Source organism: Floridaenema evergladense BLCC-F167 (genome assembly GCF_041929205.2).
GTDB classification, from domain to species: domain Bacteria; phylum Cyanobacteriota; class Cyanobacteriia; order Cyanobacteriales; family Aerosakkonemataceae; genus Floridanema; species Floridanema evergladense.
Genome location: NZ_CM171625.1, coordinates 677357 through 698943, shown reverse-complemented (window position 1 = coordinate 698943; position 21587 = coordinate 677357). Strand labels below are relative to the sequence as shown.

The following is a 21587-nucleotide window of genomic DNA, read 5'->3' as shown; positions in this document are numbered from 1 at the left end:
TCGCTACACTAGGGCTATAAGGAGGAGCGATTTGCGATCGTCATTTCCAAACAAGTTGTTAACAAAATCAGTAAGTATGAGTGTGTTTCCTAATAGTTTAGGAAGCATTCATTGGGAGTTTTTTGTGCTTAAAATTTGAGTGATTTCATCACTGGCAAAAATTCTATATGACTAGCAAGAGGAACTATTTATGGTGAAAGCAATTCAGGAAAGACTTTATCAATTCGCTAAGGAACAAGCTTTAATTCTTTGGTTTGATGAAGTGGGAATTAATGATATTGGTTTAGTTGGGGGAAAAAATGCTTCTTTAGGGGAAATGATTCGGGAATTAACTGCAAAAGGAATCAATGTTCCCAGAGGTTTTGCCACTACCGCTTATGGTTATCGTCATTTTATCCAAGCCGCAGGAGTTGGAGAGAAACTGCAAGAACTTTTTGCCGAATTGGATGTGGAAAATGTGAATAGTTTGCGGGAAACAGGGAAAAAAGCCCGGACTTTGGTGTTAAATACTCCTTTCCCAACTGATTTAAGAAATGCGATTACTAAAGCTTATCAGGAAATGTGCGATCGCTACGGAGAAAACACCGAAGTAGCAGTGCGTTCTTCCGCTACCGCAGAAGATTTACCCGATGCAAGTTTTGCGGGACAACAGGAAACTTACCTGAATGTACAAGGTTTGGCTAGTGTATTGCAAGCTTGTCATAAATGCTTTGCTTCTTTGTTTACCGATCGGGCAATTTCCTATCGTCATCAAAGAGGCTTCGATCATTTTAGCATTGCCCTTTCAGTCGGCATTCAAAAAATGGTACGTTCCGACCTAGCTTCTTCGGGAGTTATGTTTACCATTGACACAGAAACAGGCTTTAAAAATGCTACCTTAATTACAGCAGCTTATGGACTAGGAGAAAATGTCGTCCAAGGTGCCGTTAACCCTGACGAATACTTAGTTTTTAAACCCACATTAAAAGATGGATATCGCCCAATTTTAGATAAAAGATTGGGAAGTAAAGAATACAGATTAGTCTGCGATGACGGTGGCTGCAAGGAAATGAAAAATGAGCGAGTTCCCGATGCAGAACAGAGGCAATTTGCTTTAGATGATGACGAGATTTTACAACTAGCAAAATGGGCTTGTGTAATTGAAGACCACTACAGCAACGTGCGCGAAACTTACACCCCAATGGATATTGAATGGGCGAAAGATGGCATTACCAAAGAATTATTTATCGTTCAAGCTAGACCGGAAACCGTACAATCTCAAAAAGCCGCAAATCTGATTCGCAGTTATGAGTTAAAAGCACACAGCAATGTATTAGTAACTGGACGGAGTGTTGGCGAAGCAATTGGGCAAGGTAAAGCCCGAATCATGCTAGATGTGCAGAAAATTGATTTGTTCCAACCAGGAGAAGTTTTAGTTACAGATAAAACTGACCCCGACTGGGAACCAATCATGAAAAAAGCCAGCGCTATTATTACCAATAAAGGTGGTCGTACCTGTCACGCCGCAATTATTGCGCGAGAAATGGGCATTCCTGCAATAGTGGGTTGTGGCGATGCTACGGAAGTTTTAAAAACAGGTCAAGAAATTACAGTTTCCTGTGCGGAAGGGGAAGAAGGAAGAGTTTACGAAGGTTTATTACCTTTTGAAATCAAGGAAGTTGCTTTAGAAAATTTGCCCCAAACTCGGACTAAAATTATGATGAATGTGGGCAACCCGGAAGAAGCTTTTCGTCTTTCATCTTTGCCTAATGATGGTGTTGGTTTAGCCCGGTTAGAATTCATCATTGCCAATCATATTAAAGCCCATCCTTTGGCTTTAATTAATTACGACAAAATCGAGGATGATGAAATTAAAGTTCCCTTGGCAAAACTCACAGCCCTTTACGAAAATAAACCCGATTACTTTGTGGATAAATTAGCCCAAGGTGTAGCGAGAATTGCTGCTGCTTTCTATCCCAAACCTGTAGTTGTGCGGATGAGTGATTTTAAGAGTAACGAATACGCCAATCTTTTGGGCGGTCAATTGTTTGAACCGGATGAAGAAAACCCGATGTTAAGTTGGCGAGGTGCTTCTCGTTATTGTGACCCGAAATATCAGGAAGCTTTTGCTTTGGAATGTCGGGCGATGAAACGAGTCCGGGATGAAATGGGTTTGAGGAATGTCATTTTGATGATTCCTTTCTGTCGCACACCTGCTGAAGGTGGCAAAGTGTTAGCTGAAATGGCAAAATATGGTTTAGAAAGAGGTGTGAATGGTCTGCAAGTTTATGTGATGTGCGAGTTGCCTAGTAATGTGATTTTGGCTGATAAATTTAGCGAAGTTTTTGATGGTTTTTCTATTGGTTCTAATGATTTGACCCAATTAACTTTAGGCTTAGACCGAGATTCCGGTTTAGTTGCTCATCTGTTTGATGAAAGGGATGAAGCGGTGCGAAGAATGGTAGAATTAGCGATCGCTTCTGCAAAGAAACATCACCGCAAAATCGGTATTTGTGGTCAAGCACCTAGCGATTATCCTGAGTTTGCTCAATTCTTGGTTGAGTTGGGAATTGATTCTATGAGTTTGAATCCTGATTCACTTTTGAAAACGCTGTTAATGGTAGCAGAAGTAGAGAAAATGCAGGAATAAAACCAGTTTAAAAGTTTGTTTGAGGACTAGAAATTATGTGGTGAAATTACTAACAGTAATCTCACCATTTTCTTATTTTGATTACTTTCATGATATTGATTAAGGTGATGCTTTTTCATAGCCAATCTGGGGAGCAGAATAAATAGAGATAAACACGGCATCTTCACTATTTTCATTCACAGCCCCATGAATCTGATTTTTTTCTGCTATGGCAATTTCACCAGCATTCAAGGTTTGACTTTGACTATTACCTAAATAGTAGGTTAAAGTACCCCGAAGCATCACCCAGGTATCTTGTCCATCGGGGTGAGAATGAGCTTGTACAATTTGTCCAGGTTTGACTCCCCAAATAGCGATGCTGGAATTTTCAGTTTGAATAATTTCGGTTACTGTAGCAGCTTCTTCGGAGAAATGTACATGAGTTTCAAAGGCAAAAATTCTTGAATCGATCATTGTAATTACTGTTTTATTTGAGGACAAGTTTTGTTAATAAAATCACATTTATAAATGTATGGTTCTTGCCAATGAAGGGGAATTTCTAGTAAGTCCCTAGCACCAGTCATTCCTTGACCGATAAAGAGTAGTAGAGCTAAAGAGTTAAGAATAATATGAGCTTTACGCCAGCGATTTTGTCGGTCTTGATAGATATCTTGGACGATCGCTACTGAAAAAACCATCAGTAATGCAGCAGTAATACCATAATAAAAATGCGATACAAACCATTCACTATCTCGACGGAATATTTCTGGCTGACAGCCTAAAATAATCAATCCCATGCCTGTGAGACTGGCAAAAATACCCCGATGTCGTTTTGTTTTTGCTCTAAAAAGTAAGACAAAAGAAGCAATGGTTAATAGGAAAATGGCAATTATAAAAAAGACGCGAAAGGGTTCTTTAGTCAGGCTGTTGTTCTCGATCATTTTTGAGAAGATGGGATAAGCCATTCCTAACAAAGTAATCCCTACCACTGCGCCACTTAACCAATTACCGATCGCTACGTGCTCCGAACCCACTACTGGAGGAATTTTACTTTTTTGCCCCTCGGCTATTTGCAGACGACGTTGACGAGTCAGCAGCGCACGATTTGACACAATTCCGATTAAGGGAAAGACGACTATAATGGCGATCGCTGGATGTAATAAAGCTAAGAAATCTTGAAGTTCCATCTTCAAATATCCATTAATTCTCTAATTTGTAAGTTTACGAGATTTTCTCAGTTAAGTTGAGTAATTTTAGCTACTAAATCAAGCGGAGACAAGATAACAAATTAGTTTTCTATGTGAGAGCGTCTGGTGTAAATATCATCATCTATTTTAATTTTTTTGAGAAGTAGGCAAAATAGAATAAGCTATATGCCAGTTTGGAATAGGTGTAGTATGGATCGAATTGCCTGTATGCAGAGCTTTGTTAGGGCGATCGAAATGAATAGTTTTTCAGCGGTAGCACGGGAACAAAAGACAACCCAACCGACGATTAGTAAGCAAATTGCAGCTTTAGAAAAATATTTAGGAGTGCAGTTACTCACTCGTTCTACTACCAATTTGAAGTTGACTGAGGAGGGTAAAAAATATTATCAGTACTGTCAGCAAATCTTGGAAACTGTCGCTGAAGCAGAAGCCAGTTTAACAGGGAAAGAACGAGCAACAGGAATTTTACGTTTAGGTTGCCCTGTACTCTTTGGGCAAATGCAGATTATTCCCCGTTTAAAAGCTTTTATGACTCGCTATCCTGATATCAAAATCGATCTGATGATGGCAGATCATTTTGTGGACATTGTAGAGGATGGTTTAGACCTCTTGATCCGCATTGGTAATCGTCTGGATAGTTCGCTAATTAGCCATCATATTGGCACAACTCGCCGCATCGCAGTCGCAACAAAAAGCTATTTTGAGCAAGCAGGAGAACCGCAACACCCAGATGATTTAGTGCATCATAATTGTCTGGTTTATACTCGTCTGACAACGGAAAATGAGTGGCATTTTCAAGGCAAGAATGGCATTATTAAGGTGCGGGTTGGAGGCAGTTTTCAAACTAATAGTTCAGTTGCTATTCGAGCAGCTGTTTTGTCAGGTTTGGGGATGGCGATCGCACCAGTTTGGATGTTTGGTGATCAGATTTACCGAGGCGAGATCAAAGTTGTGTTACCAGATTATCAGCCAACTCCCTTGCCAATTCATGCGGTTTATCGTCGAAGTCGTTTCTACCCAGCAAAAATCACCTGTTTTAGAGACTTTTTAGCAGCAGAATTTCAACTCGATCCTTGGGTTTCGGACTACGGAGTTTGAGTAACAAACAGGCAGAAAGTGGCTTTTGGGGATTGGCGATCGGCCCAACTCAATCAATCCACAATATATCCTTTTTGTCAATCTGTGAATCGTAAACTTTTGCAAGTTTACCCAGTCGTGAAGATTAACTTTTTTAAAGCTGAAGACTCATTCTGTAATGAAATAACCCCCATTTGCTTAGAATATGAGCTTAAGTTCTTCTGTAGATTTTCAAACAAACAAAGAGGAATATTTAAGTATGACCGACCCTAGAGATGCAGAGTACGTCAAAGCCTATAATGGCGATCCTTTCGTAGGTCACTTGTCCACCCCTATCAGTGATTCCGCTTTTACCAAAACTTTCATCGGTAATTTGCCAGCCTACCGCAAAGGCTTATCTCCAATCCTCCGAGGTCTAGAGATTGGCATGGCTCACGGCTACTTCCTAATTGGCCCTTGGATTAAACTTGGACCATTACGCGATTATGGCGAAGCTGCTAACTTAGGCGGATTAATTTCTGGCTTGGCATTGATTCTCATCGCTACCGCCTGTATGTCTGTTTACGGACTGGCTTCTTTCCAAGAAAATACCTCTTCTATACCCAGCACAAATCCACAAGCTCCTGAAGCACTAAAAACTGCTGAAGGTTGGAGTCAATTGACTGCTGGTTTCTTCGTTGGTGCAATGGGTGGCGCTTTCGTTGCCTTTTTCCTCTTGGAAAACTTCAAAATTGTAGACGATATTTTCCGGGGTATAGTCCATCACTAAACCTCTGTCTTTGGCAAACTGACGGAGATTTTTTAATCTCTAGTCAGTAACATGGTCAGATAATCAATTTGGCAAACATCACTTAAACCTTTTTTGGAGATTCTGAAATGACTGGTTCATACGCAGCTTCTTTCTTACCTTGGATTCTCATTCCCGTAGTTACCTGGCTCCTACCTGCCGTGGTAATGGGTTTGTTGTTTATCTATATTGAGAGCGAAGCTTAATTCTAGCTCTCTCTAAAGGCAGACTCGAAATATTACTTTCAATGTCTCAAAAATCCCTTGCCAAACGGTAAGGGATTTTTTACCCTTTAGGTAGTCGTTACTTGTGACCTATGGTTATTGATATTTCATTTATTGATATTTCTACCTTTGTCAAATCTTTTGTGGCTGTATTTGTCTTAGCTGATGCTTTGGGAAATGCACCTGTTTTTTTGATTTTAACGAAAGGAATGGAACCGGAGCAAAAAAATAAAGTGTTTAATAAAGCAGCTTTGTTTGCTACAGGGGTGCTACTTTTGTTTGCTCTGGTTGGACAAACCGTTCTCAATTATTTACATATTAGTATGGGTTCTTTGCAAGTAGCTGGAGGTCTGTTATTGCTGTTAATTGCTTTGCAAATGTTAGAAGGAAAAATGAATGAACCTATTGTGGAGCCAGAAAGAGATGTGGCTATTACTCCTTTGGCTTTCCCTTTGTTGGCGGGACCTGGTACACTTTCAACAGTCATGGTGTTAATGTCGGAATCTCCTGAAGCAGGTTTAAGTGTTACTTTGGGAATAATTTCTGCGATGTTTATCTCTTGGTTAATTGTCAGGCAATCTACTCGCGTTGACCATTTATTAGGTGCGGAAGGGGCGATAATTATTACTCAAATTTTAGGCTTTTTGTTGGCTGCTTTGGCAATAGAAATTGGTAGTGCTGGAATTCGATCGCTCTTTTTAATTTCTAGCCCTTAAACTGAGTAAAACCAAAAAATTTAGCTCTCAGATACCTGATTAATTGACTCAGCTAAACGTTTAGCCTTTTCCCGACGATAAACATTTATGGGACTGTTGCGAATCTCAACCTCTACCATTGCTATGAGTTCTTCTATTTCTAAAGCTACAGCCTCAAGCTGGTGATTGCTTTCTCGTAGCATTGCAACAGTTTTTTTAACTTTCTCTGGATCGGGAAGTTTTGGTTGTTCAGTCATAGTGTGTTCCAATCCCTTTTACTAACACTGTAGCAGTTGCATCAGTTTCACCGTACTGTTAAAAAATAGCTATTTCTGCTGCTTTGGCTTCATCAATTCCTTCCAAAAGCCTTCTTTGTAAATTTAACACCGTCGTTATGATGTCGTCTGGCAACCTGACCATACAGATTACTTTACTCCAGTTTTTGAGTTATTTTATAAGCTACTCAATGCTGGCGAAAACGAAGACAAAAAATTAATTAATTCAGCAATCAGAGGATGCTGCCGTAAAATATGCAGTTGTTCTTGATTGAGGCTATTCAGAATATTTTCAATAGCTTGAGTATATGAATCAGTAGTTAAGGATTTTAAAAATTGTTTGGGGTTACTTTTGGCAAATTGCCATTCTATATCGGATAACTGTCGATCAATAATTGTTTCTATTAAAGCTTGGTCTTGCAGTAGAATTACTTCTAATTCTGGAACAGCTAAGAAAACTGAGAAGGGAATTCCAGGGGAAGATTGATAAAGTAATTGATTCAGTAAAGCTGACTGTTCTTTAACAGCGGATTCATCTTCTGTATCAGCATTTCTTATCAAAGCTACGGGTAATAATTTAATTGCCAGAATAGTGCTAGCGATAGATAGAGCGCTATATTTACCCGCACCTGCTATAAACTTAGTCTGATTTGCTAAATTTTCCGGGAGTATTTTTTGCAAAATTTCGCGATCGAGTTCACCTTCTGTTATTACATAAACCCTTGTCATAATAATCCTTCCACTGTAATGTTATAGTCTGGTAAACCCCGCTCGATACAGAAGCGATATTTTTTCACCAACGCCATACTTATACACTGATTTTGGATGGCGTAAGCTATTTCATCTCCTCCCCATAAAAGAATAGTTTGAGGGGAAATAAACCGGGCTAAGTTGGTGGCAGATTCAGTAAATCCACAGCGACTAAAAATGCTACCAATAACCGTGACAGGTCTTCTTTGCAACTGATTTCGCAGTTTGGCAATTGGTTCAATATTTGCTCTTTCAGCTGTATCTTTACATTCTACAAGGCAGGCAAGTCCGCTATTGTAAATCACACCGTCAATTTGTTCTAGCTCCTCTCCATCTATTCTGACGCTATAAGGCCAGGTTACATCATAGCCTTCTAGTTGAAAAGTGCGTAAAATTAAATATTCCAGAGCTTTTCCGGGTTGCCATCCGGGAGTGTTTCCTGATTCAATTTGACTCCACAAATCAACGAGTTCTTTCCAATTATAGGTTTTTATTCTTGCTTCATATTCTGTACCAGTAGTCATAAAAATTTTTAGCCTTTCTCAGAACTTTATTGAATCAAAAATCCCCCACCCAAAGGCAGGGGATTTATTAATTACCTAACTACGAAGCTATTTCAGTTAATCACATCAACCGAACTTACCAGCAGTAGAGGCAATCAAGAAGGCTGCGTAGGTGAGGATGTAGCCAACGGTGAAGTGAGCTAAACCAACCAAACGACCTTGAACGATCGACATAGCAACTGGCTTGTCTTTCCAACGCACCAAGTTAGCTAGAGGAGTACGTTCGTGAGCCCATACTAAGGTTTCGATCAACTCTTGCCAGTAACCGCGCCAGCTAATCAGGAACATGAAGCCAGTAGCCCAAACTAGGTGTCCGAAGAGGAACATCCAAGACCAGACTGCTAGGTTGTTCATGCCGTAGGGGTTGTACCCGTTGATCAACTGAGCAGAGTATAACCAGAGGTAATCACGCAACCAGCCCATGAGGTATGTAGAAGACTCATTGAACTGAGCAACGTTGCCTTGCCATACACCGAGATGCTTCCAGTGCCAGTAGAAAGTTACCCAACCAATGGTGTTTAGCATCCAGAACATAGCGAGGTAGAAAGCGTCCCAAGCAGAGATGTCGCAAGTACCACCACGACCGGGGCCATCGCAAGGGAAGGCATAGCCGAAGTCTTTCTTGTCGGGCATCAGCTTAGATCCGCGTGCATCCAACGCACCTTTAACCAAGATTAAGGTGGTGGTGTGCAAGCCGAGTGCGATCGCATGGTGTACCAAGAAATCGCCAGGGCCAATAGTTAAGAACAGAGAGTTAGTTCCTGTGTTGATTGCATCCAACCAGCCAGGTAGCCAAACGTTACCGTGATTGGGCCAAGCGGTAGAAGCAATACTATCTGGGTTGGACAACAGAGTGTCCATGCCATAAATCACTTTACCGTGAGCCGCTTGAATGAACTGAGCGAATACAGGCTCAATCAAGATTTGCTTCTCAGGAGTACCGAAAGCAACCACTACGTCGTTATGTACGTACAAACCAAGGGTGTGGAAGCCCAGGAACAGAGAAACCCAACTCAGGTGAGAGATAATAGCTTCTTTGTGTTGCAACACGCGATCCAATACGTTGCCTTTGTTTTGTTCAGGGTCATAGTCCCGCACCCAGAAGATAGCTCCGTGAGCGAAAGCACCAACCATGAGGAAACCAGCAATATATTGGTGGTGAGTGTACAGCGCTGCTTGTGTTGTGTAGTCCTGCGCCATGAAAGCGTAGGGAGGCAGCGAGTACATATGTTGAGCGACCAGAGAGGTAATCACACCTAACGCTGCTAATGCCAAAGCGAGTTGGAAGTGCAGCGAGTTGTTGATGGTGTCATACAGACCTTGGTGAGGCAGGTTAAATTGACCTTCGCTCTTGCCACCGAACAAACCAGCTTTGGAGTTCAGCATTTCTTTGATGCTGTGACCAATGCCGAAGTTTGTGCGGTACATATGACCAGCAATGATGAAAATCACTGCGATCGCGAGGTGGTGATGCGCCATATCCGTCAGCCACAAGGACTGAGTTTGGGGATGGAAGCCACCTAAGAAGGTCAAAATAGCTGTACCTGAACCTTGGGCTGTACCGAATAGGTGCTGTGCCGTATCAGGATTTGCTGCGTAAACTCCCCAGTTTCCGGTGAAGAAAGGTAGCAAACCAGCTGGGTGAGGCATGGTGCTCAGGAAGTTATCCCAACCTACGTGCTGTCCGCGAGATTCGGGGATGGCAACGTGGATTAAGTGACCAGCCCAAGCCAAAGAACTTACACCAAACAAACCAGCCAAGTGGTGATTCAGGCGGGGTTCAGCGCTCTTGAACCAAGACAAGCTGGGGCGGAACTTAGGCTGTAAGTGTAACCAACCTGCGAACAGGAAGATTGCTGACAGAACTAAGAGGAACAATGCGCCTTGGTACAGGTCATTGTTTGACCGCATCCCGATCGTGTACCACCAGTGATATAAACCGGAGTAGGTGATATTCACTGGGTAGTTAGCACCAGCTTGAGTGAAAGCTTCAACTGCTGGTTTACCGAATTGAGGGTCCCAAATCGCGTGAGCAATGGGACGGATATTTAATGGATCTTTTATCCACTGTTCAAAATTGCCTTGCCACGCAACGTGGAACAGGTTACCGGAGGTCCACAAGAAAATGATCGCGATGTGACCGAAGTGGGAGGCAAAAATCTTTTGATAAAGATTTTCCTCTGTCATGCCATCATGGCTTTCAAAGTCGTGGGCTGTAGCAATCCCGTACCAAATCCGACGAGTAGTCGGGTCTTGAGCAAGGTCTTGGCTAAATTTGGGGAATTTTGTTGCCATAAGCCTTGATGAATGCTGGATCTTGCTTAAATCATCAACGACGTACTGAGCTTCTGGGTTCTGAATTCGGAAATTTTGAGTTGAGGGCAAAACTTTGGTAACTCAAAACCCAGAAGCCGTTTCCGTGCTCTTATCCTAAAGACAGCGATCGAGCGAGGAAGAATGCCCAGGTAGTGACAATTCCTCCCAAGAGGTAGTGAGCCACCCCTACTGCGCGTCCCTGAATAATACTCAGAGCGCGAGGCTGAATCGAAGGAGCCACTTTTAGTTTATTGTGTGCCCAAACGATCGATTCGATCAACTCTTGCCAGTAACCACGACCACTGAATAAGAACATTAGGCTGAATGCCCAAACAAAGTGAGCGCCTAAGAACAGTAAGCCGTAAGCTGACAGAGCCGAGCCGTAGGAGTTAATCACTTGTGAAGCTTGCGCCCACAAGAAATCGCGCAACCAACCGTTGATTGTAATCGCGCTTTGAGCAAAGTTTCCACCTGTGATGTGAGCAACTGTGCCGTCTGGGTCTACAGTACCCCAAACATCGGATTGCATTTTCCAGCTGAAGTGGAAGATTACCACCGAGATACAGTTGTACATCCAGAACAGTCCTAAGAATACGTGGTCCCAACCAGATACTTGGCAGGTGCCGCCACGACCTGGACCGTCGCAGGGGAAACGGAAGCCTAAGTTGGCTTTGTCTGGAATCAGACGAGAGTTACGGGCGAATAGTACGCCTTTGAGCAGGATCAGCACGGTGACGTGGATGGTAAACGCATGGATATGGTGTACCAAGAAGTCTGCCGTACCTAGAGCGATCGGCATCATTGCCACTTTGCCACCTACGGCAACCACATCGCCACCGAAGGCATAGCTGGCAGGTTGTAAAGCGTTAGGAGCAGTACCGCCTGGAGCCAATGTGTGGATGTTTTGTACCCACTGAGCGAATACTGGCTGTAATTGAATGCCAGTATCGGAGAAGGTGTCTTGAGGACGACCAAAAGCACGCATGGTGTCGTTGTGAACGTACAACCCGAAGCTATGGAAGCCCAGGAACAAGCACACCCAGTTGAGGTGAGAAATAATTGCGTCCCGATGACGGATTACGCGATCGAGTACGTTGTTCTGATTCACGGCTGGGTCGTAGTCCCGTACCATGAAAATCGCGCCGTGTGCCGCACCACCAACGATACAGAAGCCGCCAATCCACATATGATGGGTGAAGATTGACAACTGCGTAGCATAGTCCGTTGCCAAGTATGGATAGGGTGGCATCGAGTACATATGCTGCGCCACGATGATCGACAATGAACCCAGCATGGCTAAGTTAATTGCCAATTGCGCGTGCCAAGAAGTAGTGAGAACTTCATACAGACCTTTATGACCTTCGCCACCGATGATCATTGGGTCTCTATGAGCTTCTAGGATTTCCTTCATGCTGTGACCGATGCCCCAGTTTGTCCGGTACATATGTCCAGCAATGATGAACAGAACTGCGATCGCTAAGTGGTGATGAGCAGTGTCAGACAACCACAAGCCGCCTGTTACGGGGTTCAGACCACCTTTAAATGTTAGGAAGTCTGAATAAACTCCCCAGTTCAAAGTAAAGAATGGCGCTAAACCTTGGGCAAAGCTAGGATACAACTCTGTCATCAAATCCTTGTTCAGGATAAACTCATGAGGCAGGGGAATATCTTTTGGAGCTACCCCAGCATCTAAGAGTTTGTTGATTGGCAGAGAAACGTGGATTTGGTGTCCAGCCCAACCCAAAGAGCCGCAACCCAGCAATACTGAGAGGTGGTGGTTCATCATCGACTCCGCATTCTGGAACCATTCCAGTTTGGGAGCGCGTTTGTGATAGTGGAACCAGCCAGCAAACAGCATCAAAGCTGCCATTACTAGCCCACCAATCGCGGTGCAGTATAGCTGGAAGCTATTGGTAAAACCAGCTGCCCGCCAGATGTAGAAGAATCCAGAGGTGATCTGAATCCCGTGGAAACCACCGCCTACATCGGCATTTAAAATTTCCTGACCTACGATCGGCCAAACCACCTGAGCACTGGGTTTAATCCCAGTAGGGTTAGCCAACCAAGCTTCATAGTTGGAGAATTTAGCGCCATGAAAATACATGCCGCTTAACCAGACAAAAATAACTGCCAAGTGACCGAAGTGAGCACTGAAGATCTTCCGAGATACATCTTCTAGGTCACTGGTATGGCTATCAAAGTCATGAACCGTACCGTGCAGGTTCCAAATCCAGGTAGTGGTTTTGGGCCCTTTGGCAAGAGTGCGATCGAAATGTCCAGGCTGAGCCCACTTCTCAAACGAAGTAGGTACCGGATCGTTATCAACTACTACCCTTACCTTTGCCTCTCGCTCTGGAGGACTTATCGTCATGAAGACTCTCCTCTCTCTTTAACTAAGGCACGAGGTTTACCCCGTTGGAACTTATTTTGAGGTGTTTCTTAGGTGTCGTGCTACCCTTCCTCACCCTTTCGAGTTTTGTTAGGGCTTCTCGCTTCTTTGTCCCGTTGAAACGTCGGACTCCACGAGCTTTAACCACGAATTGCACTTCCGCAGTTTTTCACCCCCAGACTAAGCTCTTTCTCATTTTTGGGAAATTACTTAGCTTTCGGTTTTCCAGGGTACCCCAACTTTAAGAAAATTTCACCAAATCAGTGCTTCTAGCTTGTGGCTGGCCTGTGTTTGGCAAGGGGTAGTTCCTTTTGATGAATTATAGGACTAGCTTCCCGTTCTTTCTGAAACCAGTTAACAATAATTCAAATATCCCAGAGCATAGACACCTACTAGCTTTTACCCTATAACTCTTGGTCAAAAAGTCAAGGGGTGTTGCGATTTAGTTTACAAAACTCAAAAATTAGCAAAGTTTAACAATCAAGTTAATTAGTGATTAACACTTAAACCTGAAGGGACTGAGCCATTTTCGGCTATAGTCTCAAATGAATAGCTTACTGAGAAGTCTATTATGGGTTGTTTAGGAGTATTAAAAGGTGTATATGCAAAATTGGCGACAGAGAAAGGCTAAACAGCTATTAAGTTTCTTATTGTCAGCATTGGTAATTCTTAGTTTAGTAAGTTGTGCCAATGGAACCCCAACCAAACAAAGTGAGATAGATAAACCTGAGTCTGGGTTAAGCATAGAAAAAAACATTGTAGAAGTATCGCCTCCCCAAACTATTCAAGAGTTGCGTCAAGGATTAGAAAGTTACCAACCGCAAGTGAGCATACTTAGTCCCCAATCAGGGGAAATTTTACAAGACAATAACGTTACAGTAAAATTTCAGGTTCAGGGTTTACCCATATTCAAAAATTCCGACTTAGCATTAGGGCCACACTTGGAGGTTTTTTTAGACAATCAACCTTATCAAGCAGTTTATGACCCCAATCAACCCTTAGTTTTTTCCGACTTAGCCGCAGGTACTCACACTATCAGAGTTTTCGCTTCACGTCCTTGGCATGAAAGTTTTAAAAACGAGGGTGCTTATACCCAAACTACCTTCCATATTTTTACCAAAACTGAGGAAAATAACCCAAATCCTGACCAACCCCTGCTAACATATATCAGTCCTCAAGGTAGCTACGGTGCGGAACCGATCATGGTGGACTTTTACCTGACCAATGTGCCTTTACATTCGGTAGCGCAAAAAGATGCCGATGATGAAATAGCTGATTGGAAAATTCGCTGTACGGTTAACGGTAAAAGCTTCCTGATTGATAAATGGCAACCAATTTATCTTGAAGGGTTTAAATCGGGGAAAAATTGGGTGAAATTGGAGTTGCTAGACGAACAGGGCAAGCCTTTAGAAAATGTGTATAACAGTACAGTGCGGGTGGTGAGTTATGAGCCGAATGGTACAGATAGTCTAGCGAAATTGGTACGAGGTGAACTTTCTGTTGCCGATGCTCGTGGGATAGTCGATCGCAATTACACCCCACCTAAACCACCAGAACCAGAAGTTACACCAATTCCAGAAACCAAACCAGAAATTCCGCTAGAAGAAACACCCGTAACGGAAGAAGTTTTACCGGAAGTTTTACCGGAAGTTACAGAAATACCAATACCTGAACCGGAAGTTACACCAATTCCAGAAACAAAAGCAGAACTAGAACTACCGATACCGGAAGTTACAGAAACACCAATACCTGAACTGGAAGTTACACCAATTCCAGAAACAAAAGCGGAACTAGAACTACCGATACCGGAAGTTCCAGAAACACCAATACCTGAACCGGAAGTTACACCAATTCCAGAAACGAAAGCGGAACTAGAACCCCTACCTGTACCCGAAGTTACGGAAACCCCAACAGCTGAACCGCTAATTCAGGAAGTATCAGCACCATCAGGAGAAACCTTGGTGGAAACCAAGGTTATAGATACGCCTATTGAGGAACAGGAAATTCCAGCAGAGATAACAGAGACACAACCCAATACCAAACCAAACAAGTGGAATTTTAGAAAGTTGTTGCAACGCTTCGAGTTACCTGGGGGTGATAAGGAGGCGAAATCTCCATCGAGGTTGCCAGTTATTCCTTTAGAAGCGCCTATAGTAGAATTAAAGTTACCAGCACCAGCTTCCGAAGAAAGTCCAGCAACAACAGCAGAAACAAAGGCGGAAGATACAAGTTCTGCGGTTAATACCGAAGAAACAGCAGTAAAAAGTGTTTCTGTGGAATAAATAGTTACCAAAGCGACATTTTTGAGCTACAAACATGGGGAGACAGGAGTCAGAAGACCGAATAAATTTCTGACTCCTGTTTCTGTTTTTTCCGATTAGCTTAATTTTCGGATTGTAGTGATAGGCTTAAGTAATGGAGTAACATGGATGCGATCGCCCCTAAAGAAGGAGAATCTATGGCACCTCGCGTTAGAGCGCCAGAATTACCCCAAAACTTTACTTGGTTAAATACCGATCGGCCCTTATCCTTAAAAGAATTAAAGGGGCGAATAGTAATTTTAGATTTTTGGACATATTGCTGCATTAACTGTCTGCACGTCATCCCCGAATTAAAATACTTAGAGCAAAAATATAAAGATATCCTTACCGTTATCGGCGTTCACTCCGCCAAATTTGACAACGAACAAGAAGTAGAAAACATTCGTCAAGCCATACTTCGTTACGACATCGAACATCCGGTAATAGTAGATCGAAACTTTGAAATTTGGCAACAATATGCTGTGCGTGCTTGGCCTACTTTAGTCATAATCGATCCAGACAGTTATTGTGTAAGTACCGCATCTGGAGAAGGACATCGTGACACATTAGACGAATTAATTTCCCAAATGATTCAAGCAAATCAAGAAAAGGGAAGCCTCAACTTTCAAGAATTCTCACTAAACTTAGAAAAACAAAAACACCCATTAACCACACCATTAGCTTTTCCCGGAAAAGTACTAGCTGACGGCGAAGAAAATCGACTATTTATTGCTGATACAGGACATCATCGGATAGTTATTAGCACATTAGAAGGCGAAGTATTACACATAATTGGTAATGGAAAATCTGGCTTAACTGACGGTAATTTTACCGAAGCACAATTTTTTGCCCCTCAAGGAATGGCATTAGATGAAGAACAACAACTCCTCTACATTGCAGACACAGAAAATCATACTTTACGCCAAGTAGACCTAAAAAATCAACAAGTAAAAACTATTGCCGGAACTGGGGAAAAAGGTCATTATATAAATTCTCATACTGGTCAAGCATTAGAAACAGCCCTTAATTCCCCTTGGGATTTGGAAAAAGTCGGCAATAACTTATATATTGCTATGGCAGGACTACACCAAATCTGGGAATTGGAATTAGAAACAGGTGTAATTCGCACTTATGCTGGTACAGGTGGAGAAGGTTGTGTAGACGGTTCTCTCAGTAACGCAGCTTTTGCTCAACCTAGTGGCATGACTAGCGATCGCAGAGAATTATACATCGCCGATAGCGAGATCAGTTCAATTCGCGCCGTTGGTTTAGCTGATTTAGAAGAAGTCCGCACAGTTTGTGGTAGCGGAGAATTATTCGGATTTGGTGATATAGATGGTATCGGTTCCGAAGTCAGATTGCAACATTGTTTAGGAGTAAGATATATCCCAGATTATCTTTGGATAGCCGATACTTACAATCACAAAATTAAGCGCATAGACCCTCACACAGGTCACTGTCAAACCATGTTAGGAGATGGAGTTGCCGGACATCAAGACGGTCAAGGAAAAAACACCAGATTTTTTGAACCAAGTGGTTTAAGTGCAGTAAGTTTTCACCTATTTATTGCCGATACCAATAATCATGTAATTCGTCGAGTAGAACTAGATACATTTAAAGTAACTACAATAGAATTTCCCAACTTATGTGCCCCTGATGTCTGCATTCCCAAAACTACAATTTAGGTCTGTTGTAACGACTGAAGTCGTTACCTTACTTTAACAAATAGAAGACGGAAATCCTCACAACGAACCAAATTATTTAAGCATCAGGAGGCAACAACAACCGCAAAATTTTATTCATATCTTCTATTTCACCAACAATTCTTTTAATTGGTTTAGGCCAAACTTTGACTAAAGTTGGTGTAGCAGAAACTTGGTCTGCTTCTGCTTGTTCTGGATGCTTAAAAACATCAATTACTTTTAACGTATAAGGACAATTAAGAGATTCTTCTAACAACTTATACAAATTTTGCAGAATTCTTTCTGTAGCTACACTGTAATTTGACACAAACAAACGCAAAACATAACCTTGAGATTCTGGAGGTAAAAGACGAGAATCATCGTTTGTTGAATGAAAATAATTGATTAAACCATTCCTTTCAAACTTAACTACTAAATCATTTTCTTCCCAAAGTTGGGGAAATTGTTCGCGATAAGTAGCCAAAACAATAGAATCACAAAGTCCTTCTTGCCAAGGAGCAACTTGCCAAACTAAATTATCAATACCAAAGACAGCATTTAATAATGCTTGATGTCGCACTACTAAAGGGTAAGCTTCCGCAGAAATTCTTAATTCTTGAGTGCGCGGGTCTAACCATTTATCAATAGTAGCTGTGTAACAAGGAACTAAAAAATGTGGAGGTTCTGATAGTCCTAGCATTTCTTGTAACCCGGCGCATAAATCTAAATGCCATCGACCTTGTTTATTCGGATCAATGCAATAAATGAGATCTCCACCGGGAGTAAACAATGCAATACCTTTAAAAAGTTCTGGCAACTGAGGATGATTTTGATTCAAGGCAACTATTCAACAAGGACAGAAGGAGAAAGACGAAAGGCAAAAGAATAGATGATCGATCGCTCCTTTTGCCTTTTTAATTTTAGTGCTAAACACGACCTCGGAGGAACTGAGCCATTTCGTTAGGTGTTGGTGATTTTTCCAAAGCTTCTTCTTCAGTAATTCGACCTTCTTGATACAAAGCTAAGAGTGCTTGGTTCATAGTTTGCATCCCATCGAATTTGGACTTCAGCATGATCCCAGTAATTTCTTCATACTTACCTTGGATAACGTACTCTTTAATCGCGTCGGTATTGATTAGGATATCGTGATAGCCAGCACGTTTGCCATCTGTGGTTTTACACAATCCCTGAGCAACAATAGCGACTAAAGATTCAGCCAAAGCAACTTTCATTGATTGTTGTTCTTCAGCAGTGTAAAGGTTAAGTATCCGTTCGATGGTTTTCACCGCACTGTTTGTGTGCAACGTTCCCATAACTAAGTGACCTGTTTGTGCTGCTTTGAGGGCGGTGTTAACTGTTTCTTTATCCCGCATTTCACCAACGATAATCAAATCCGGGTCTTCCCGCAAAGCTGCTTTTAAGGCGTTGTCGAATTTCTTGGTGTGAATTCCTACTTCCCGGTGTTTAATCAAGCTTTTAGCGCTGGTGTGTACGAATTCGATCGGGTCTTCAATACTGATAATATGCCTTGCCATATTTTTGTTCATGTAATCTACCATTGCCGCCATTGTGGTAGATTTACCAGAACCTGTAGGCCCTGTTACTAAGATAAAGCCTTTGTGGTAGTGGCAAATATCTTTGAAAACAGGGGGCAAGTTTAACTGTTCCATTGACAGAATTTTGTTCGGAATCAACCGCATGACCATTGCTGGCCCTCTCATTGAACCGAAAACGTTAATCCGGGCGCGGGAAAACTCGTATTGAGTAACTCCGTCGAAGTCTAGGTTTTCTTCAAATTTGCGAATGTTTTCGTCGCTAAGTACTTCTTGTAGCCAACTCATAAATGTGGCTTCGTCGGTGACGGGCCAATCTGTGCCGATAATGTCGCCACGTTTGCGAAAGCGTGGAGATTCGCCTACGCCAACGTGAATGTCAGAAATTCCGTCATCAAAGGCTTTTTTTACGATTTCCAGTAAAGTGGGTTGTCCTGCGGCTAACTGAGAGGTTTCTACTGGTCGAACAGCAGCTGGTGCTGTCATTGATGGCGGGGGGTTTTGCGGCACTCTGGGTGGTGCAGAGGGGGGAATGGTTTGTGTTGGTGCTGATGATAGTTGTTGAGTTGCTTGTGTTGCCCCGGCACCCTGCATCCGCGCCACTGTCTGTGTTGCCCCTGCGTTTGGAGTGCGAGGAGGTACTCCGGGTGGTCTGGCGCTGGGTGGCAAAGGCATGGTTTCATCTGCATTCCGCTGTGCTGCTCCAGGCGTTGCTTGTCCGGGTGGAACTCTCCTGGCAGCAGGGGGGACTCCTCCGGGAGGAAGGGGGCGAGAACCGGGTGGAGGAGGCGTTTGTGGGCGGTTTGAATCTGTCATAAGTCTCTTGGATTTACAAGAATAGGAAACTTTAGCTTTGGGATAGAGGCTGTCGCCTCTATCTCTTCTATATGAAGTTTTCCCAAAAATTCCTCTTGAACAACATTAAATTTTAAATTTTCGGTGAAGCGGAGCTAACCTCTAACCCCTTCTTCTTCCCAGTCCTTAGTCCCTAGTCCCTAAAACGGATCTATGAATTATGAGAGCAATTGGCGTAAATTATAAGAAATGTTAAGCAAGTTATTTTGTAATGATTCTTTGGATAGTGGGGACATTAGGGTTATGGCAGGGTCTATCTGTAGAGAGATGGCACTGAGAAGCGGTGCTTTTAAATTTAATGGTTTATGGTAGGTTGCTGGAAAATTTTCTGATGGTTTTGCAGGAACATAAATGTCTATTGGTGAATGTAAAGTTTGTTGAACGATCGCTCATCTTAACTAAAACTTTAATCTATACTTAGAACCACCTGGTAAGACAAACTGGGATTGCACAGTACAAGATTTCAGCCAAGTTTAATAATTTGAGATTACTCAAGGAGAGATGGGTATGGTTTTAGCAAAAAGCCTCAACTCAACCAAGTCTTATTCATTTGGTGCAATTAAAAGCTTTTTAATTTGGACGTTTACGCTATCGGTTTGCTTGTTGGTGGTAGGGTTCCCGATTGTAATGTTGATGGTGGTTGTGGGGTCTGTGTTGTCGATCGCATTGCAGTCAATCATGCCAGTTAGTGCGGTATTGTTAGTTGCTGGCAGTTTAATAGGTTTGAATGTACTCTCAATTATTGCTGGTGCAGCAATGCTGTCTTATAAAGGAGTAAATCCTCAAGAAGTTTCTTGGTTAAATTGGTTGCGGGGAGATGAAAATCCAAGTCATAGTTCTATCTATGCTGCTTGTCCTTTAACTTGTGATGTTGATTCTTCCAATTAAGGACCCTAGTTAGCCGTTTTTGATGACGGTTCTAAGGCCCGGTAGCAGCCGGGTTTTTTGATTGAGAAAGGTAGAAGGCAAAGAAGGTAGAAGATTGAAGGCGCAAAGAAATTAATAATCTTAAGAGTGAGTTTGGCAGTTGTTATAAGATATTACGATCGGGTAGTTGACTCGATGTAATTAGTGTGGCAGAAATAGCTATTCAGTTAAAAATAATTGAGGCTGTTGGAAAAGTTTCTGCCTTCTGCCTTGTCTTACTAGCTTGGGATTTTTATGGCTGAATCTCTCTACAAAGTCTGTATTATTCTGGGAACGCGACCAGAAGCGATTAAATTGGCTCCGGTGATTCAACAGTTTAAGCGATCGCTTGCTTTTGAGACTCAAGTGGTCTTAACTGGTCAACATCGAGAGATGGTGGAACAAGTGATGCGCTTGTTTAAAATTGATGCCGATCGCGATTTGGCGATCATGCAACCTCAGCAGACGCTGACGGATATTACTTGTCGCAGTTTGTCAGGTTTGCAAAGTTTATTTACAGAAGTGCAACCTGATTTGGCGATCGTTCAAGGAGATACAACTACTGCGTTTGCAGCTGCATTAGCCGCATTTTACCAAAAGATTCCCGTTGGTCATGTAGAAGCGGGATTGCGAACGGATGACTTATTTAATCCCTATCCAGAAGAAGCGAATCGGCGCTTAATTTCCCAAATTACGCAATTACATTTTGCGCCGACTGCTTTAGCTGTGGAAAATTTGCAGCGATCGGCAGTTGTAGGAAAAATTTACCAAACTGGGAATACAGTAATTGATGCGTTATTAACTGTAGCCAAGCAAAATCCGAGTTGTAATATTCCGAATTTGAATTGGCAGAAATATCGCACTTTATTAGCAACAGTTCATCGCCGGGAAAATTGGGGGGAACCGTTACAAAATATTGCTAAAGGTTTCTTGTTAATTTTAGAAAAGTTTCCTGATACAGCTTTATTATTACCTTTACATCGTAACCCCACTGTTCGAGAACCGTTAAAGGAAATTTTGGGAAATCATCCGCGAGTTTTTCTGACAGAACCTTTGGATTATACAGAATTGGTAGCAGCGATTCATGGCTGTTATTTGTTATTAACTGATTCTGGTGGACTTCAGGAAGAAGCACCGAGTTTGGGGAAACCAGTTTTAGTTTTGCGAGAGACTACAGAACGTCCAGAGGCGATCGCAGCTGGTACAGCTAAATTAGTTGGTACTAATCCCGATCGTATTCTTTCCACTGCCAGTGAATTATTGTGTAATCGAGAATCTTACCAAGCAATGGCAACAGCTGTTAACCCTTTTGGTGATGGTCATGCTGCCGAACGGATTTTACAAATAGTGGAAAACTATTGTCAAACTAATGCAAAATTCAAATCGCCATCAGTCTAAA

18 protein-coding genes are annotated in these 21587 nt (G+C 42.3%); 9 read left to right on the top strand and 9 right to left on the bottom strand.

Annotated elements, in window-relative coordinates; genetic code table 11:
- The first annotated feature begins 190 nt into the window (after window positions 1-190).
- Window positions 191-2629: a phosphoenolpyruvate synthase gene (gene ppsA, locus ACE1CA_RS03180; RefSeq protein ID WP_413281246.1), complete on the top strand. Its 2439-nt coding sequence runs from the start codon at window positions 191-193 to the stop codon at window positions 2627-2629.
- Between the two features lie 99 nt (window positions 2630-2728).
- On the opposite strand, the gene ACE1CA_RS03175 is transcribed toward ppsA, so the two are convergent.
- On the bottom strand, window positions 2729-3082 hold the full coding sequence (locus ACE1CA_RS03175; protein ID WP_413281247.1) for a cupin domain-containing protein: 354 nt from the start codon (window positions 3080-3082) through the stop codon (window positions 2729-2731).
- 5 nt (window positions 3083-3087) lie between these two features.
- A complete protein-coding gene (locus tag ACE1CA_RS03170) occupies window positions 3088-3795 on the bottom strand; it encodes a DUF4079 domain-containing protein (protein ID WP_413281248.1) in 708 nt (235 codons plus the stop codon).
- Window positions 3796-4005: 210 nt separating this feature from the next.
- Here ACE1CA_RS03170 and ACE1CA_RS03165 point away from each other — a divergent pair, with 210 nt between their 5' ends.
- The 4 genes from ACE1CA_RS03165 to ACE1CA_RS03150 all read left to right on the top strand — a co-directional run bounded on the left by ACE1CA_RS03165 (window position 4006) and on the right by ACE1CA_RS03150 (window position 6620).
- Window positions 4006-4914 carry a LysR family transcriptional regulator gene (locus ACE1CA_RS03165; protein WP_459563711.1) on the top strand — a complete coding sequence of 303 codons (909 nt, stop codon included), beginning with the start codon at window positions 4006-4008 and terminating at the stop codon, window positions 4912-4914.
- Between the two features lie 238 nt (window positions 4915-5152).
- On the top strand, window positions 5153-5662 hold the full coding sequence (locus tag ACE1CA_RS03160; RefSeq protein WP_413281250.1) for a photosystem I reaction center protein subunit XI: 510 nt from the start codon (window positions 5153-5155) through the stop codon (window positions 5660-5662).
- A gap of 107 nt (window positions 5663-5769) precedes the next feature.
- On the top strand, window positions 5770-5886 hold the full coding sequence (locus ACE1CA_RS03155) for a photosystem I reaction center subunit VIII (RefSeq protein ID WP_413275011.1): 117 nt from the start codon (window positions 5770-5772) through the stop codon (window positions 5884-5886).
- A gap of 131 nt (window positions 5887-6017) precedes the next feature.
- Window positions 6018-6620, top strand: coding sequence for a MarC family protein (locus tag ACE1CA_RS03150; RefSeq protein ID WP_459563712.1), 603 nt, complete (start codon window positions 6018-6020; stop codon window positions 6618-6620).
- A gap of 20 nt (window positions 6621-6640) precedes the next feature.
- Here ACE1CA_RS03150 and ACE1CA_RS03145 read toward each other — a convergent pair whose 3' ends face one another.
- The 5 genes from ACE1CA_RS03145 to psaA all read right to left on the bottom strand — a co-directional run bounded on the left by ACE1CA_RS03145 (window position 6641) and on the right by psaA (window position 12874).
- On the bottom strand, window positions 6641-6856 hold the full coding sequence (locus ACE1CA_RS03145; protein ID WP_413281252.1) for a hypothetical protein: 216 nt from the start codon (window positions 6854-6856) through the stop codon (window positions 6641-6643).
- A 195-nt stretch (window positions 6857-7051) separates the two neighbouring features.
- Window positions 7052-7603 carry a hypothetical protein gene (locus ACE1CA_RS03140; RefSeq protein ID WP_413281253.1) on the bottom strand — a complete coding sequence of 184 codons (552 nt, stop codon included), beginning with the start codon at window positions 7601-7603 and terminating at the stop codon, window positions 7052-7054.
- Window positions 7600-8148, bottom strand: a complete 549-nt coding sequence (locus ACE1CA_RS03135; protein ID WP_413281254.1) for a restriction endonuclease — start codon at window positions 8146-8148, stop codon at window positions 7600-7602. The genes ACE1CA_RS03140 and ACE1CA_RS03135 overlap by 4 nt, the downstream gene beginning before the upstream one ends.
- A 105-nt stretch (window positions 8149-8253) precedes the next feature.
- Window positions 8254-10482: a photosystem I core protein PsaB gene (psaB, locus tag ACE1CA_RS03130; protein ID WP_413281308.1), complete on the bottom strand. Its 2229-nt coding sequence runs from the start codon at window positions 10480-10482 to the stop codon at window positions 8254-8256.
- 130 nt (window positions 10483-10612) lie between these two features.
- Window positions 10613-12874, bottom strand: coding sequence for a photosystem I core protein PsaA (psaA, locus tag ACE1CA_RS03125; protein WP_413281255.1), 2262 nt, complete (start codon window positions 12872-12874; stop codon window positions 10613-10615).
- 620 nt (window positions 12875-13494) lie between these two features.
- Here psaA and ACE1CA_RS03120 point away from each other — a divergent pair.
- Together ACE1CA_RS03120 and ACE1CA_RS03115 are read left to right on the top strand one after the other, a co-directional pair.
- Complete coding sequence (locus ACE1CA_RS03120) at window positions 13495-15174, top strand: hypothetical protein (protein ID WP_459563713.1); 1680 nt, start codon at window positions 13495-13497, stop codon at window positions 15172-15174.
- A gap of 176 nt (window positions 15175-15350) precedes the next feature.
- Window positions 15351-16877: a thioredoxin-like domain-containing protein gene (locus tag ACE1CA_RS03115; protein ID WP_413281257.1), complete on the top strand. Its 1527-nt coding sequence runs from the start codon at window positions 15351-15353 to the stop codon at window positions 16875-16877.
- Window positions 16878-16953: 76 nt separating this feature from the next.
- On the opposite strand, the gene ACE1CA_RS03110 is transcribed toward ACE1CA_RS03115, so the two are convergent.
- Both ACE1CA_RS03110 and ACE1CA_RS03105 read right to left on the bottom strand, forming a co-directional pair.
- The gene (locus ACE1CA_RS03110) at window positions 16954-17712 is read right to left on the bottom strand and encodes a circadian clock KaiB family protein (RefSeq protein ID WP_413281258.1); all 759 of its coding nucleotides are present in this window, start codon (window positions 17710-17712) and stop codon (window positions 16954-16956) included.
- Window positions 17713-17800: 88 nt separating this feature from the next.
- Window positions 17801-19243, bottom strand: a complete 1443-nt coding sequence (locus tag ACE1CA_RS03105; protein WP_413281259.1) for a type IV pilus twitching motility protein PilT — start codon at window positions 19241-19243, stop codon at window positions 17801-17803.
- A 546-nt stretch (window positions 19244-19789) separates the two neighbouring features.
- Here ACE1CA_RS03105 and ACE1CA_RS03100 point away from each other — a divergent pair.
- Complete coding sequence (locus ACE1CA_RS03100) at window positions 19790-20170, top strand: hypothetical protein (RefSeq protein ID WP_413281260.1); 381 nt, start codon at window positions 19790-19792, stop codon at window positions 20168-20170.
- A gap of 273 nt (window positions 20171-20443) precedes the next feature.
- On the top strand, window positions 20444-21586 hold the full coding sequence (gene wecB, locus ACE1CA_RS03095) for a non-hydrolyzing UDP-N-acetylglucosamine 2-epimerase (RefSeq protein WP_413281261.1): 1143 nt from the start codon (window positions 20444-20446) through the stop codon (window positions 21584-21586).
- Window position 21587: the final 1 nt, after the last annotated feature.